Source organism: Acinetobacter sp. ATCC 27244 (assembly GCF_000156555.1).
In the GTDB taxonomy this organism is placed as follows: domain Bacteria; phylum Pseudomonadota; class Gammaproteobacteria; order Pseudomonadales; family Moraxellaceae; genus Acinetobacter; species Acinetobacter haemolyticus.
This window is the reverse complement of record NZ_GG665971.1, coordinates 1-15152: the sequence shown is the minus strand read 5'-3', so window position 1 is coordinate 15152 and position 15152 is coordinate 1. Positions and strand designations below refer to the sequence as shown.

Sequence of the window (15152 nt, the reverse complement as noted above, 5' to 3'; positions counted from 1 at the left end):
ATAAATAAAAATAAAATTTAGATGTATTTTGAATGTATTTTTTCATAAATTCTTATAATAATCAGTGTAATATATTTATTATATTCTTTTGTATATTGATTCCTTATTAAAATAGTTGGTTATTTATTTTAAATCCGACTAAAATACTTATAATTAAATATTAAATTCCAACTTAAATTGTTGGTTATTTATTTTTTATCAAAATAAAAAGTTGATTAAAATGGTGGGTATTAAATAAATTTTAATGTTTACATGAGGTTGTATATCTGTGCCTTAAAAATATACAGCGTAAAGATTTAAAATGAATTAAACCAAGTAAAATACTATGTTTTCTGGGGGAGAATAAATGAGGAAATTACTCTAGCTTTTTTCTATTGATTTGTTCTGATTTAAAAAAGTGGCAAAGAAGATGTTTTTGGATACTTTATTGTTATTTTTTGTAACAATGCACTGTAAAACGTGCTTTTAACACTTTAATCAGCCGTAAAGAGCTTGTTTGAGGTAGATATTTTTTTTGCAAGGTAGTGTGCATTTGATCTTTGACTTATTAATAGTACTTGAGATTGTAGCTCTAACTCACCATATTCTGGCTCAACTTGTACATAATACAGTTGTCCAAATTCATCACGAACACGTGCTTGAGCTGAAAACCCAGGGCGAGCATTCCCCGTGGAAATTGTTGCCAAACGACCCACCAAGTTAGCGTGAGTATGAGTCACTTTAGGTTTAATCACTTGATCTAGACAGTGAATCATAAAGACCGTAAAAAATATGTCGATAATTAATGCTGGGATAAATAAATAGTAAGGGGAGATAAAGTAATGTTGAATTGCAAAAAAAGAAAGTTCTAAAAAATAGCCTGCAAAACTAAAATTAATCAGCAGGAAAACAACGATCAGATATTTCGAAAATTTAACGTCTAAAAGAGGTGAGTTTAAAATCCACTCAGGAGTCAGTTTTTTGACCAGATGACTTGGCCGTAACCCAATCAGAATACCAATTGTTTCTGCGATGCTGAGCACAATCAAAGCGACTACACTCATGTGAAAAGGCATCAGATAGTAGTTTAGAAAAAACTCAGTCATAGCAGAATACTAATTTAAGAATTAATCAACAATATAAATACCACCATCAGAGTGGACTTCCAAATTAACTTTTTCAAGGAAGTCACCAAGACATGGTCCAGAAATACATTCACCAGTTTCAACTGAGAATAGTGCACCATGAGTAGAACATTGTATGTATTCACGATCTTGATCTAAGAACTGATTTTCTAAATACTCAAGTTCGGTTTGCAAATGTGGGCATACGTTTTGATAAGCGTAAAAACCACCATCCTTTTGAGTAATAAAAATAGTTGTCCCTTTCATTGTGTCAAACGCACGCGATTCACGTTCAGGGACTTCTTCAGTCATGCAAATCTTTTCCATGTTAAGCACATTCCTGTTGTGTGGTTTTAAACTGCTCAAAGAGTTTAGCGTAATGATCGACTGATAAACGTGGACCAAATTGGGCAACAACTTCGCTTGATATCAAAATTGAAAGTTGTGCAGCTGCTTGTAGGCTTAATCCAGCATTGATTGCATATAAAAATGCTCCAGAAAAAGCATCACCAGCACCGTTAGCATCTACCGCTTCAACATGTCGGCCCGCAACATGAAATTGTTGAGCTGGATCAATGATCATTGCGCCATTTGCACCTTGTGTAATCACAATATGTTGATTTTTGATTTTCAAAACTTCAATAGCATCATTGAGATTATCAGTCTCGCTAAACATCAACGCTTCTTGTTCATTGCAAAACAATAAATCTACGCCATCACCCAATAGTTCTTCAAGCCCAGTACGTGCATATTGCACCATTGCTGGATCTGAAAGAGAAAGAGCGATCTTAACACCATGTTCTCTAGCGATTTGGCGTGCTTGTTTCACAGCTTCACGAGCTGATTCACTGGTTGATAGATATCCTTCGATATAAAGCCATTTCGCTGTTTTTAATGGTTCAAAATCAATTTGTTCATCAGAAAGCTCAGCAGTAATACCAAGATAAGTTTGCATAGTACGTTCTGAATCAGGACTAATCAGGACCATGCATGTACCAGTGACACCTTCACTGATTGATTGAGCTGTGGTTTTAATACCAGCGTCATTTAAGCCATTTAAATAAATCGAACCAAGTTCATCGTTCCCGACACGGCATCCATAAAATGCTGTTCCACCTAATGAACTAAAAGCAACCGTTGTATTTGCTGCTGAACCGCCACTTGCTTGCCCTTTATAAGTCTGGGTATCTTGTAGTTTTTGATATAACGCAGATTGAGTTTCACCATCAGCCAACTGCATTGTGCCTTTTTGCAAAGCATGTTCTGTTAAAAACTCATTTGAGACTTTAAATTCTTGGTCAATGAGCGCATTCCCAATTGCAAAAAGATCAACAGTTGCCATGTTTGTCATCACATTAAAAATCAAAACATAAAGTTTACACTAATGCTCAGGATTACTGTAGGTTGTTGAGAAAAAATCAAGTTTAGAATGATTTTAGATTTTCATCTTGGATATCGCTCAGTCGATGAATTTTTCTACAAAAATAGACTAATTTACATGGATATCGATTACGATTCTTCGGTAGACTCTCAAGAGTAACTATTTAAATAGATAAATTGGAGATCATATGACTGTCGATGTTTCTGAAAGTATTGCTAAAACGACTCATCCAGCGTTTCAGTTATTACGCCAACACCATGTAGAAGCACTCGATATTCACGTTTTAGAATATAAGCACAAAGTTACTGGTGCGGTTCATTATCACTTAGCAACCAATCATGACGAAAATGTATTTTTGGTTGCATTTAGAACCCAACCTATGGATTCGAAAGGGACTGCGCATATCCTAGAACATACAGCATTATGTGGTTCTGAAAAATTTCCTGTTCGTGACCCTTTCTTTTTAATGATTCGCCGTTCACTCAATACGTTTATGAATGCTTTCACGGCAGCAGACTGGACTGCTTATCCATTTGCAACACAGAATAAAAAAGATTTTCAAAATTTATTATCTGTTTATTTAGATGCAGCTTTCTCAGCGAATTTGAATCCTTTGGACTTTGCTCAAGAAGGGATTCGAATTGAACTTGAGAATGATCAAGCCGTTTATAAAGGTGTTGTTTTTAATGAAATGAAAGGCGCTATGAGTGCCCCTACAGATCAGCTTTATCATCAGCTTGCACATCATTTATTCCCTGAAACCACCTATCACTATAACTCTGGCGGTGATCCTAAAGACATACCAGATTTGAGCTATGAACAGTTGGTGGATTTTTATAAAACCCATTATCACCCAAGTAATGCTGTATTTATGACTTTTGGCAATCAAAGTGCTTATGATCTACAAGAGCAATTTGAAAAGTTGGCGTTACATAAGTTTTCTCAAGGGACTACTTTATATTCAAAACCAGAGAAGCGTTTAGCAGCACCGATTACAGTAACAGAATCTTATGCAGTTGATAGTGATGATTTAAACGATAAGACTTATCACGTATTGTCATGGTTATTGCCAGAAACAAGTGATATTAAGTTACGCTTAGGCATGCGTTTAGTCGAAGGGATCTTATTAGAAAACTCTGCCTCGCCATTGCGCCATTATTTAGAAACCTGTGGTTACGCTCAATCTACAGGACCAATTATGGGTGTTGATGACAGTAACTTTGAAATGACTTTCTACTGCGGCGTGCAAGGTTCAAATGCTGAGCATGCTGAAACATTCAAAAATGGTGTTTTAAATATTTTAAAAGAGGTTGCATCAAAACCTGTTGATCAGGATCTCGTGGATGCAATTCTTCATCAAATCGAATTACATCAGCGTGAAATCAATGGTGATGGTACACCTTATGGTTTAAGTTTGATTCTGAATGGTTTGAGTAGTGCAATTCACCACAACGACCCAATTCATGTTTGGGATGTAGACTCAGCAATTGAGCAAGTCAAAGAAGAGCTAAAAGATCCGATGTGGCTGTCTAATTTAATACAGACACACTTGTTGGATAATCCACATCGCGTACAAATGACTTTGGTGCCAGATGCAACTAAGTCAGCAAAAGAACAACAAGATGAACAAGCGCGTTTGGCTGAAATTACTGCGAACCTAACTGAAGAACAAAGGATCGAGATTCAGCAAAAAACGGATGCTTTAAAAAAGCGTCAAGATACGCCTGATGACCTTGAGTTATTGCCAAAAGTTGGCTTGGAGGACATTCCTGCTGATCTTCAGATCGTACAAGGTCAATTGCGTGAGATCATTTGTAATCGTTTAGACACGCCATTGAATCTTTATCATGCGGGAACCAATGGTATTTATTATCAACAAGTTTTGATTCAAATCCCTGATGAAATTGTTCAATCTCCATACTTCAATTTACTGTCTATCTTGATGGGTGAAGTTGGTGCAGGTGAATACAATTATCTTGAGTTACAACAGATCCAAACGGCTGTAAGCGGTGGCTTGGGCATGGGTGCATCTTTACGAAGTAAGGTTGATGATAAGGATCGTATTAGTGCTTGGTTGACGCTTACAACTAAGTCACTTACACAAAAACTTGATGCAATTCAGTTATTGAAATTGGCTTTTGAAAAGCTTCGCTTTGATGAGAAAGATCGGATTATCGAGTTATTACAGCAACGTAAAACTCGTTGGCAGTCGCGTTTATCGGGTTCTGGACATAGCTATGCGATGCAAACAGCATCTCGTCAAATGAGTGCATTGGCTCGCCGTGATTATCATAATACTGGTCTAGGTGCTTTAAATTGGCTCAGTGAGCTTGTGAGCAAGATTGACAAAGATGATGAGGCTTATCAGGCACTCATTGTTGAGTTACAAGCAATACACCGTATGTTATTGCAAGCACCAAAACAATTCTTATTGGTTTGTGAAGAACATCAGTCTGATCGATTGGTTGAAGAAATCCAAAACGTCTGGGATAAGTTAGAGGTTGATCCTACACCTGTAACACTGACTCAGATCGAACGAGTGGATAGCAATGTTGATGAGGCATGGCTAATCCAAGCAAATGTACAGTTTTGTGCATCTGCCTATCAAGCTGTTGATGTTTCACATCCTGATGCTGCACCATTAATGGTGCTAGCAGCTTATCTACGTAACGGTTTCTTACATAGTGCGATTCGTGAAAAAGGTGGCGCATATGGTGGTGGAGCAAGCTATGATGGAAATGCGTGTTCATTCCGTTTTTACAGCTATAGAGATCCTCGCTTAGAAGAAACTTTTAAAGATTTTGAAGCGAGTATTCAATGGTTACTAAACAGCGAACAGTATCCGTATCAACTAGAGGAAGCGATTTTAGGTCTTGTTGCAAGCATGGATAAGCCAGGTTCGCCAGCTGGTGAGGCGATTACTGCTTGTTATGCTTATTTGCATGCACGCACACCAAAATTCCGAAAATTACTACGTGAACGCTTGTTAAATGTAACCTTGGCTGATTTGCAACGTGTTGCGAAACAATATTTACTCGAACAGAAACCAGTTAAAGCTGTTGTTGCTCCATTTGCAAAGCGTGAGGCTTTACAACAACTTGGTTTTAATATTCAACAGGTTAATTAAAAGAAAAGTTGGAGACATCTATGACGTTCAAATCATTTGAACGTAGTCATCTTGGGCTGAGTGTTATTACGATACTCAGTTCACTCACTACGTCATTGGCAAATGCACAAGCGACAGCACCTGCAAGCCCAGCCACTGCGGAAGCCTGTGTCGCTTTAGCATCCAATGCAGACCGTTTAGCATGTTATGACCGTCTTTTTAAAGCACCCACCATTATCGAGTCAGTGGAGCAACCAGCACCAGAACCTGTTTTGGCTGCATCTGCGCCTGTGGTAGAGCGTAAAGAAAGTCCGCAAGCAGAGTCACTAAAAGACAAAGTTGTACAGAAAGTCAGTGATTTTCACATATTAGGACCAGCACCAAAGTTTGATCCAAACGTGTCGTTATTAGACCGCCGCTGGGAGCTTTCAGAAGAAAGCAAATTAGGTGCTTGGAATATCCGTGCCTATCAACCAGTCTATTTGTTACCTGTATTTTGGACCAGTAATAAAAATGAATTTCCAAGCAGTCCAAATCCTGTAAATACGGTAGATGAGAAGCAAAATCTAACGTCATCTGAAGCCAAGTTTCAGCTTTCTTTAAAGACCAAAGCTTGGGAAAATATCTTTGGAAATAATGGTGATCTCTGGTTGGGCTATACGCAATCTTCACGCTGGCAAGTTTACAATTCAGAAGAATCACGACCATTTCGTGAGACCAATTATGAACCTGAAGCGAGTTTGATGTTTAGAACCAATTATGAAATTTTAGGTTTGAATGCGCGTTTGCTTGGTGTCACGTTGAACCACCAATCAAATGGTCGTTCAGATCCGTTATCTCGTAGTTGGAACCGTGTGATTTTTAATCTTGGTTTTGAAAAAGATAATTTCGCACTTATGCTGCGTCCTTGGTATCGGGTAGAAGAAGATGCCAAAGATGATAATAACCCTGATATTAAGGATTATATTGGTCGTGGCGATTTAACCGCATTTTACCGTAAGGGTGATAATGAATTTTCTTTAATGTTACGACATTCATTAAAAGGCGGAGATCGCTCGAATGGCGCAGTTCAGTTTGATTGGGCATTTCCTATTACAGGCAAGTTGCGTGGACACTTCCAATTGTTTGATGGTTATGGTGAAAGTTTGATTGACTATAATCACAAAGCAACTTATGTCGGTTTGGGTGTGTCGCTGATGAATTGGTATTAAATGGGCTTAAATATTCCTAAACCTTTGCTGGAGCTAGAGGCAAATTGTGGTGTATTTGCAGTTTGGTTGATTGTAAAACAATATGATACCCATATTGATATTGCTGATCTAATTCGTTTGTGTCGCCATGATCAGCAAGAAGGTACATTTACCATTGCTTTAGCTGTAGCATTAAAAAAAATAGGTTTTAAGGTCTCATTTTATACCGATCCTGATCCAAATATTGATGATAATGAAAGACAAAGTTACTTTGATGCTGAGCGTTTAAACATTCCAGTTCAAGCTGCTTTGTCTTACTTCGATATTCAGCAAGCCTTTGATCATGGGAAATTTGTCATCGTATTCTATGATACTTTTCAAGGCGTTGGTAATCAGTCCTTAATTTATTCTATTGATGAACAACAAATTAGTTTCTGTGATCATTTTGATGTAATGACCAAAAACGAATTTGAACAACAACGCCAAGCTGATGGTATTTGTAGGCAAGTCGTTGTTGTTGAACACGCTTAAATGACAATCCTCATCACCCAATCTGAATATTTGCAGTAGGGTGTTTTAAACGACTCTTTTTTGGAGTAGCGATTAAATAAGCTAGTGTGAGTGGTCCTAGCCGACCCGTAAACATCAATAGGCACAGGACAAGTAGGCTGCCATCATGTAATTCTCCAGTCGCACCTCTCGACAGTCCTACGGTACAGGCGGCTGATAACACTTCGAACATCAAGTCCAGTACATCAAGTTCAGGTTCTAATATCAATATAATAAAGCCACCAAGAAATATGAGCATTCCAGTTATGGCCGCAACAGCGAGGGCTTTATAGGTCGTTTCTTGCGAAATGGCGTGATTAAAAATGCGGATTTCGTCATTACGTCGTAGAAATGCAACCACACACAGCACCAAAATGACAAAGGTTCCAACTTTGATTCCGCCTGCAGTACTCAGAGAGCCACCTCCAATAAACATGAGTAACATGGTGAGAAGTGTTGTACTGTTATTCATTGAACCTGTGTCAATTGTATTGAAACCCGAGGAACGAGGTACCGTGGCTTGAAACCATGAATTGACGGCTTGTTCACCAAGACTCATTGACCCTAATGTCATCGGATTACGCGATTCTAAGAGCCAAATCATGATGAAGGCAAATATATTGATAATAACGATGGTACTTACAACAAGTTTGGTGTTTGGACTAAGTTTTCTCCATTTTTTATTCTGTTTAATATCCATTAAAACTAAAAAACCGATTCCACCTAAGATGTACAAAAGACTAATGGTGAGACAAATAAAGTAATTGCCATAAAAATTGCTCAGTCCATTGTCAAATAGAGAAAATCCAGCATTGTTAAAAGCGGAGATACTATAAAAAACAGAGTAGTAGAGTCCTTTTGGTATCCCATAAAGAGGAATAAAGCTGGTTGATAATATGATAGCGCCAATCAACTCAAAGAAAATGGTATAAGCCACAACACCTTTAGCAATAAAAGTGACTTTCGATAAGCTTGTTTGTCCCAAGCTTTCTTGTGCCATCATCTGTTGCTTTAAGCCCACTTTTGGAGACAAACTGAGTGCTGCTAATATCGCAAAGGTCATAAAACCCAATCCACCCGACTGGATCATCAGCAGAATAATAAATTGTCCAAAATGTGTATAAGACTCTCCAATATTAACCACAGACAAGCCTGTAATCGTCACGGCAGAGGTCGCAGTGAAAATGGCATCCATCCAAGAAATTTGTCCAGTATGCGAAATAGGAAGCTTAAGTAACAAAGTTCCAATTACGATAAAGCTAAGAAATCCGATGGCAAGAAGAGACGGGGGACTTAGATTAAAAATCTTTTGTGTCTGTGTTTTCGTTGTCATTTTATTGGAAACACTCAGAGAGTTTTTTAAGATTTACAAGTAATCCTTCTAAGATAAGTACATCTCCTTTATTTAATGTAAAGGTGGTGTCTGTTTCATAGAAGATATCTTTATTGCGTTTAACCAATAGAAGTTTGACGTGAGGTGCTAGCTGCATCAAGCCGGATAAATTAATACCATGTAATTTTTCTTTGATTGGAACTTTAATAATAAAGTGATCATCATCCAATGCCATATATCGACTTACCATTGGATAGTTGAGTGCCTGTGCAACGCGAACACCCATATCTTCTTCAGGATGAATAATTTTATTAATATTGAGATGAGATAAAATAGTATGGTGTGCTTTGGTTTTTGCTTTGACCCAAATTTTATCTATTCCTAGATTTTTTAAACTGAGCACGCATAAAATGCTGGCTTCGATGTCTTCACCGATTGCAACAACAACAGCATCACAGTTTTGTACATTCAACTCATCTAGTACATGTTCATCAGTAGCATCTGCGATAACCGCATGAGTAATTTTGTCTGCAAGGTTTTCGACATTACGTTTTTGGGTGTCTATGCCGATAACATCATGATTTAGCTTAGTAAGTTCAAGTGCAACAGTTGCACCAAAACTGCCTAAACCAATGACTGCAAATTGTGCCATAACGGTCCTTAACTAAATGATTAGAATGTCTTTTTATCTATTTTAAAATGGATAAAAATTCTCTTTGTAATGATTTTGTGTTGCTCGAAAACATTTGTCTAGTACACATAAAAAGAAAACCGACAACTGTCGGTTTTCTTGACTGTGATTTTTACTTTAAGAAACGCTTATATCCAATATTGTCGCTAATTTCAGCATATGGATAAGTGATTTGTTCAAGCGTCTCAATAAGCCCATCCGGATTTTGCTTCGCATCAGTGGCTTGTAAACCAACCAGTACTCGACCTTCGGCAGCGCCGTGATTACGGTAGTGGAATAACGTAATGTTATGCGTTGGTCCTAATCGCTCAAGGAAGGTTAATAGTGCACCTGGTCGTTCAGGAAATTCCACACGGAATAAACGTTCGTTTTCAATATTGGCATGACCGCCAATTAGATATCGAATATGTAGTTTAGCAACTTCATCATCTGAAAGATCATCTACTTCATATTGCTGCTTTAACATCTCATGAATTTCGTGACGCTCAGTTTCGCCGCCTTTTAGGCTAATACCAACAAACACCTGTGCTTGATTACTATCACTTGCACGATAATTAAATTCAGTAATATTGCGACCCTGTAATGAACGGCAGAAATTAAGAAATGCACCTTTTTGTTCAGGGATGGTGACAGCATAGATTGCTTCTTTACGTTCACCTAATTCAGTACGTTCAGCAATATAACGGAGGCGATCAAAGTTCATGTTTGCACCACAAACAATTGAGACCATGTTCTTATCGCTGATTTGATGTTCGGCAACGTATTTTTTTATACCAGCCAAAGCCATTGCACCAGAAGGTTCAACGATACTACGATTTTCATCATAGGTATCTTTGATTGCAGCACAGATTTCATCGGTATTTACCGTAACAATTGTTGGATCAACAATCGGACCTGAATTGTCTGATTTACGCAGTTGTACCATTTCAAAAGGAAGTTCACCAATTTGTGCAACTGCTGTGCCATCTGCAAATAATCCAACATGCGGTAAAATCACACGTTCATTGGCCGCGAGTGCAGCTTTTAAACAAGCTGACTCTTCATACTCAACACCGATCACTTTGACGTGTGGTGCAACTTCACCTAGATAGGCAGCTACACCTGCAATTAAACCACCACCGCCGACAGCAACAAAAACATATTCGACATCACGCCACTGACGTAAGATTTCATTGGCAATGGTGCCTTGTCCAGCAATGACCAGTTCATCATCGTAGGGCGGAATAAAAACTAAACCTTCTGCTTCAGCACGTTGTTTGGCATATTTATTCGCGATATCAAAGCTGTCGCCATGTAAAACCACCTGACCACCAAGATTTTTAACAGCTTGTACTTTAATGTCAGGTGTGGTGCTTGGCATGACAATGATGGCATGGATACCTAATTTTTTTCCTGATAAAGCAACACCTTGAGCATGATTTCCTGCTGAAGCACAGATTACCCCACGCTCAAGTTGGTCTTTTGGAAGCTGGCTAATACGGTTATAAGCACCGCGAAGTTTGAAGGAGAAAACAGGCTGTAAATCTTCACGTTTAAATCGAATATTATTATTAATTTTTTGACTAATTCGTGGAGCTGCTTCTAGCGGTGTTTCAATCGCAACATCATAAACCGTTGCTTGTAAAATTTGTCGTACCACACGAGACAGCATGTTCATCTTCCCTATAACAGTTTAAAATAGGGGATCATTGTAGCAAACCCCTGTGCATTTGCGCTGTTTTCTTACAGCAAATGTCAAAATAGTTGAGTGAAGTCATGAGTCTATATGCAACCCAAGATGAAAAAAAACAAGCTGCGGCTAAAGCAGCTTTAAAACATTTGCCTAAAGGCGGCATTTTGGGCGTAGGAACTGGAAGTACGGTTAACTTTTTAATTGATTTGTTACCTGAATTGCAATTAGAAGCAGCAGTTGCGAGTTCAAATGCAACAGCAGAACGCCTTAAGGAATTGGGTATCGAAGTTGTTGATATGAACTCTGTAGGCGGCCTAGATGCTTATGTAGATGGAGCTGATGAGATAGATCGTCATATGCATATGATCAAAGGTGGTGGTGCCGCGTTGACACGTGAGAAAATTGTTGCTTCTATTGCCAAAAAATTTATTTGTATAGTTGATGATTCGAAATGGGTTGAGCAATTAGGACGTGATTTTCCGTTACCTGTTGAAGTGATCCCGATGGCACGTTCAGCTGTCGCACGTAAAATTGTCGCTTTAGGCGGTGATCCTGTATATCGTGAAGGTGTTGTGACTGATAATGGGAATGTGATTTTGGATGTTTATAATTTAAATATCCTCAATCCAATTGAGTTAGAGAAAACATTAAATAACATCCCAGGTGTTGTAACCAATGGTATTTTCGCACTCAATGCAGCAACGATCGCAATTGTTGCAACCAATAATGGAATTGAAGAGCGTGTAGCGCAGTAATGGTATCTGTTTCTGTAGAAACACCATTACCAGAAGTCAAAGTAGTTCGACATGCAAGGGCGAGAAATTTGCGTTTGCGTGTCGAGCCAACTGGCATTCGTTTGACGGTACCGCTGTTTTGTACTAAACGTCAGATTCAACAATTTTTAAATCAATCCGAACCCTGGCTTTTGGCTACATGGGCGAAGCAACAACAGCAACTGCTTCAAACATCCACTTTTCCTGAGCAATTGGTATTATTCGCCCATACTCAACCATTCTCCATTGTGAAACAAAAACAACGCCACATCTTTATATTTAATTGGGAATTACAGACGTTATTTATCCGAGAGATAGAGTCTGAAAAAGCACTACAAGCAGCGGTATTGGCTTATGCAAAACAATTTTTACCTGAATATTTAAATCAAATCAGCCGAGAAATCGGCTTGCCTTACCAAGCGTGTACAGTCCGAAAACCAAAGACAAGGTGGGGAAGTTGTACCTCTAAACATGACATCATGTTAAATGCAGCTTTGGTTTTGATGCCTGAGTCGATTGTTCGCTCTGTTTGTGTGCATGAATTGGCACATACCAAACATTTTGATCATAGTGAAGCTTTTTGGGCTGAAGTTGCGAAACATGATAGAAATTACATCGAACATCGTAAACAGTTGAAGCAGGTTCAATTACCGAGTTGGTACTATCAAAAATAATAACGTCTGATTGGTTTATTTAACCATTAAAAAAACGATTGCGTTGAATTTCTAATCCTCGTCTTAAACGAAGAGCTTGTTTGAGACTAGGCACATCATTCTGCCACTGCTTGAGTGTGAGAATGATTGCGATAATTTCAATGCGTGTCAGGATTCCTAGCCAAATAACTGCGTTAAATAAAAGTTGTGATTGTCCTGTAAGTGTGATTTGAACCAGCAATGCAAATAAAAATAAAGTCCATATTTTTGCCCCAATCGTATGAGTTGCAATTTCTTTCTTAAATTTAAAGTAGCTGATGATATAAGTGAATGCTTCAAAGATAATTAAAATAATGATTGGAAAAATATGTTGTTTAAAGAACTCTGGTTGCTGCAAATAAATTGCACTGATCGCACAGATAAAGAAAATTTGGTCAATATTTGAGTCTAATCTACGTAGACTCTGATCTGAGATGCCCAAATGTCGAGCGATGATGCCATCAAAAATGTCACTGAGAAGTCCTAATGTCAGGAAGATTACAGTGTAAATGGGATAAAATTTGATTTGCATTAGGGTAATAATAACAATGAGTATGCCAAGGATGAGCCTTAAATAAATAAGGAGTTTAGGAATTTTCTTTGTGATTGGCATCAAATTTAAGCTTGAATCATCATGTTGGAAAGAGTATAGCATTCACATTAGTGGTTATGTGCATGACTCAATTTCCATAGATAAAAACGACCACAAATATTGTGGTCGCCTTAATTGGTACTGTTTATCTTGAGGCGTTTTGTTGAATGCCTAACGCATCACGGATAATAAAGAATAAATCTGTTTGATCTAGTAAGCCAGATACGTTCGCAGCACGAGGTCCATAAGCCGCAATACGGACTTGTGCACCAGTATGATGTTGACTTGAACCCTCTGGAGCGGTGCCATAGTTGATTGCCATTGCCACCCCATCTTTGGTTTTCAGAGCTGCAGTTTGTCCTGGGCTATCTCCATTTATTGGTATAATTTGGCTTGTATGTGCATGATCACCTGTTACAACAATCAATGTCTCGCCGTGTTCTTTTGCAAATTTAAGAGCAACTTGAATGGCTTCATCAAGCTGTACAGTTTCACCAATTTGTCCACATGGATCGGCTGCATGATTTCGTTTATCAATAGAACCGCTTTCAACCTGTAAAAAGAAGCCCTTTTCATTGTTGCTTAATAGCTCGATCGCTTTTTCTGTCATTTGTGCCAAGCGTGGTGTTTGAATAGAAAAGGCACTATTATCTCGGCAGCTTTCAGCACCTTTTTTATGTCCATTTAATTGTGTTACTGGACCACTCCAGATAACGGGAAGGTTGCCATCGGCGAATAAGCCGAGTAAAGGCTGGTTTTGATTGGCACTATCAACTGCTTTTAACGAGTTTAGGTCTTCAACAATACGATAATTTTCTAATTTTGCGCGTTCAAGTAAGGTCTTATCTTTGAAAGGACCTGCTTTTGCAACTTCATAGAATGTTTTCTTGCCGCCACCTAAAGTAATGTCAGCACGTGTTGTTAAAAGCTGTTCTGTGATCGAACCTAATCCACCATTTTCCAATGCGCTTTCAGGACAACGTTTAGTGGTTTCATTTGGTCCATAACACTTACGTGCGCTGATATGCGAGACTAAAGCGGCAGGGGTTGCATCTTGCAGCTCTGTGGTGGTTACATTACCTGTCGCAAATCCAGCTTTTTTTGCTAGCTCTAATAGTGTTGCATGATGGTTTCCGCGAATATCTAGGCCTAAGGCATTGTTATAAGTTTTAATTCCAGAAGCCCATGCAGTTGCTGATGCTGCGGAGTCGGTCACGTAATCAACTTCGCCATCTTTATTTAATGAATAAGTCGTATAGCTTCCAGTGAAAGGTAAGACGTCCAAGCCTTTAAAATAACCAGCCGCGCCTTCTGCATAGTTTCGTGCTGCGGTGATTTCAGAATCGCTCGTACCATCACCAATAAATAGAATTACATGCTTGACGGTTTTGTCACTCAGAGACTCTCGCATTGCTTGAGTACGTTCTTTTTTTAAACGAGTTGCTCCGCCAAATTCACTAACATTACCATTTGCACCAACTTCAAGAAGTTCACCATTAAATTGAGGTGTTGTTACGGGTGGCTTTGGTTTTTCTAAAGGTTGATTTGATGATGAGTAATTATTGTCATCTCCGCCACATGCGGTAAATAATAGAGAGGTGATTAATATAGGTAAAAGTAATGGTTTTAGTTTCAAAGTTTTTTCTCTAAAAATTAGTTGATAAGTAAACTAATTAATAGATATGAAGTTTTGGTTAACATTTGATGACGGTTTAATGACAATAAAAATTAATATTTCTAACAATGAATGAAAATTTGATTTCTTAATCTAAATCAGGCAATCAAAAATGATGTTTCAATTGCCTGATTTAATTATGATTAGCTGAAATTACATTGTAACAGTGTACTTTGTAATTGCTCTGGTGCTTTTCGACTATCCAAACCTGCACTGGCACTTAATACTTGATTTTCTTTAAGGTGTAATTGCACAAATTCATATTGAAGTTCGCCTTGCTTAGGCTCAGGGGAGCTGCTATTTAGCAGATATTCGTGATCAGCTTTATTCACTCTTAATAAATTATCTGTGCTGTCACCATCTAACTTGGATCGAAACTTTTGATTATCTTTTAT

Annotated in this window: 13 protein-coding genes and 1 pseudogene; 5 read left to right on the top strand and 9 right to left on the bottom strand. The window is 38.2% G+C overall.

Annotated features, from left to right (window positions below):
* Positions 1 to 473: 473 nt before the first annotated feature.
* From HMPREF0023_RS15395 to HMPREF0023_RS15385, 3 genes are read right to left on the bottom strand one after another with little or no spacing between them, the layout of a single operon-like run.
* Positions 474 to 1085: an OB-fold-containig protein gene (locus HMPREF0023_RS15395; protein ID WP_005080523.1), complete on the bottom strand. Its 612-nt coding sequence runs from the start codon at positions 1083 to 1085 to the stop codon at positions 474 to 476.
* Between the two features lie 21 nt (positions 1086 to 1106).
* Positions 1107 to 1415: a Rieske (2Fe-2S) protein gene (locus tag HMPREF0023_RS15390; protein ID WP_005080525.1), complete on the bottom strand. Its 309-nt coding sequence runs from the start codon at positions 1413 to 1415 to the stop codon at positions 1107 to 1109.
* Positions 1416 to 1431: 16 nt separating this feature from the next.
* Positions 1432 to 2445 carry an adenosine kinase gene (locus HMPREF0023_RS15385; RefSeq protein WP_004639253.1) on the bottom strand — a complete coding sequence of 338 codons (1014 nt, stop codon included), beginning with the start codon at positions 2443 to 2445 and terminating at the stop codon, positions 1432 to 1434.
* 226 nt (positions 2446 to 2671) lie between these two features.
* On the opposite strand from HMPREF0023_RS15385, the gene HMPREF0023_RS15380 reads away from it, so the two are divergent.
* The 3 genes from HMPREF0023_RS15380 to HMPREF0023_RS15370 are packed head-to-tail and all read left to right on the top strand — an operon-like array spanning position 2672 to position 7311.
* On the top strand, positions 2672 to 5611 hold the full coding sequence (locus HMPREF0023_RS15380; protein ID WP_004639252.1) for an insulinase family protein: 2940 nt from the start codon (positions 2672 to 2674) through the stop codon (positions 5609 to 5611).
* 20 nt (positions 5612 to 5631) lie between these two features.
* Positions 5632 to 6801 carry a phospholipase A gene (locus HMPREF0023_RS15375; protein ID WP_004639251.1) on the top strand — a complete coding sequence of 390 codons (1170 nt, stop codon included), beginning with the start codon at positions 5632 to 5634 and terminating at the stop codon, positions 6799 to 6801.
* Positions 6802 to 7311 carry a cysteine peptidase family C39 domain-containing protein gene (locus HMPREF0023_RS15370; protein ID WP_008942528.1) on the top strand — a complete coding sequence of 170 codons (510 nt, stop codon included), beginning with the start codon at positions 6802 to 6804 and terminating at the stop codon, positions 7309 to 7311. It begins immediately after the preceding gene.
* A 13-nt stretch (positions 7312 to 7324) separates the two neighbouring features.
* Here the strand turns inward: HMPREF0023_RS15370 and HMPREF0023_RS15365 are convergent, their stop codons facing one another.
* The 3 genes from HMPREF0023_RS15365 to ilvA all read right to left on the bottom strand — a co-directional run bounded on the left by HMPREF0023_RS15365 (position 7325) and on the right by ilvA (position 11010).
* Entirely contained in the window at positions 7325 to 8662 is a 1338-nt protein-coding gene (locus tag HMPREF0023_RS15365; protein ID WP_004639248.1) for a TrkH family potassium uptake protein, read from the bottom strand.
* 1 nt (position 8663) lies between these two features.
* On the bottom strand, positions 8664 to 9314 hold the full coding sequence (locus tag HMPREF0023_RS15360) for a potassium channel family protein (RefSeq protein ID WP_004639247.1): 651 nt from the start codon (positions 9312 to 9314) through the stop codon (positions 8664 to 8666).
* Between the two features lie 151 nt (positions 9315 to 9465).
* A complete protein-coding gene (gene ilvA / locus HMPREF0023_RS15355) occupies positions 9466 to 11010 on the bottom strand; it encodes a threonine ammonia-lyase, biosynthetic (RefSeq protein ID WP_008942527.1) in 1545 nt (514 codons plus the stop codon).
* 98 nt (positions 11011 to 11108) lie between these two features.
* On the opposite strand from ilvA, the gene rpiA reads away from it, so the two are divergent.
* Positions 11109 to 11780 (top strand): ribose-5-phosphate isomerase RpiA, encoded by a 672-nt coding sequence (rpiA, locus tag HMPREF0023_RS15350; RefSeq protein WP_005080537.1) that lies wholly within the window; start codon positions 11109 to 11111, stop codon positions 11778 to 11780.
* Complete coding sequence (locus tag HMPREF0023_RS15345; RefSeq protein ID WP_005080539.1) at positions 11780 to 12472, top strand: SprT family zinc-dependent metalloprotease; 693 nt, start codon at positions 11780 to 11782, stop codon at positions 12470 to 12472. The genes rpiA and HMPREF0023_RS15345 overlap by 1 nt, the downstream gene beginning before the upstream one ends.
* Positions 12473 to 12491: 19 nt before the next feature.
* On the opposite strand, the gene HMPREF0023_RS15340 is transcribed toward HMPREF0023_RS15345, so the two are convergent.
* The 3 genes and pseudogenes from HMPREF0023_RS15340 to HMPREF0023_RS16795 all read right to left on the bottom strand — a co-directional run.
* The gene (locus HMPREF0023_RS15340; protein WP_017396733.1) at positions 12492 to 13145 is read right to left on the bottom strand and encodes a CDP-alcohol phosphatidyltransferase family protein; all 654 of its coding nucleotides are present in this window, start codon (positions 13143 to 13145) and stop codon (positions 12492 to 12494) included.
* An 82-nt stretch (positions 13146 to 13227) separates the two neighbouring features.
* The gene (gene phoA / locus HMPREF0023_RS15335; RefSeq protein ID WP_008942525.1) at positions 13228 to 14718 is read right to left on the bottom strand and encodes an alkaline phosphatase; all 1491 of its coding nucleotides are present in this window, start codon (positions 14716 to 14718) and stop codon (positions 13228 to 13230) included.
* A 182-nt stretch (positions 14719 to 14900) separates the two neighbouring features.
* A pseudogene (locus tag HMPREF0023_RS16795) lies at positions 14901 to 15152 on the bottom strand (hypothetical protein); the annotation flags it as partial.

What these genes read in the sequence shown, in the direction of transcription:
- HMPREF0023_RS15345 (WP_005080539.1), top strand. Translation starts at nt 11,780, where the DNA reads ATGGTATCTGTTTCTGTAGAAACACCATTACCAGAAGTCAAAGTAGTT.
- ilvA (WP_008942527.1), bottom strand. Translation starts at nt 11,010, where the DNA reads ATGAACATGCTGTCTCGTGTGGTACGACAAATTTTACAAGCAACGGTT.
- HMPREF0023_RS15380 (WP_004639252.1), top strand. Translation starts at nt 2,672, where the DNA reads ATGACTGTCGATGTTTCTGAAAGTATTGCTAAAACGACTCATCCAGCG.
- HMPREF0023_RS15340 (WP_017396733.1), bottom strand. Translation starts at nt 13,145, where the DNA reads ATGCTATACTCTTTCCAACATGATGATTCAAGCTTAAATTTGATGCCA.
- HMPREF0023_RS15390 (WP_005080525.1), bottom strand. Translation starts at nt 1,415, where the DNA reads ATGACTGAAGAAGTCCCTGAACGTGAATCGCGTGCGTTTGACACAATG.
- HMPREF0023_RS15370 (WP_008942528.1), top strand. Translation starts at nt 6,802, where the DNA reads ATGGGCTTAAATATTCCTAAACCTTTGCTGGAGCTAGAGGCAAATTGT.
- HMPREF0023_RS15375 (WP_004639251.1), top strand. Translation starts at nt 5,632, where the DNA reads ATGACGTTCAAATCATTTGAACGTAGTCATCTTGGGCTGAGTGTTATT.
- HMPREF0023_RS15395 (WP_005080523.1), bottom strand. Translation starts at nt 1,085, where the DNA reads ATGACTGAGTTTTTTCTAAACTACTATCTGATGCCTTTTCACATGAGT.
- HMPREF0023_RS15385 (WP_004639253.1), bottom strand. Translation starts at nt 2,445, where the DNA reads ATGGCAACTGTTGATCTTTTTGCAATTGGGAATGCGCTCATTGACCAA.
- HMPREF0023_RS15365 (WP_004639248.1), bottom strand. Translation starts at nt 8,662, where the DNA reads ATGACAACGAAAACACAGACACAAAAGATTTTTAATCTAAGTCCCCCG.
- rpiA (WP_005080537.1), top strand. Translation starts at nt 11,109, where the DNA reads ATGAGTCTATATGCAACCCAAGATGAAAAAAAACAAGCTGCGGCTAAA.
- HMPREF0023_RS15360 (WP_004639247.1), bottom strand. Translation starts at nt 9,314, where the DNA reads ATGGCACAATTTGCAGTCATTGGTTTAGGCAGTTTTGGTGCAACTGTT.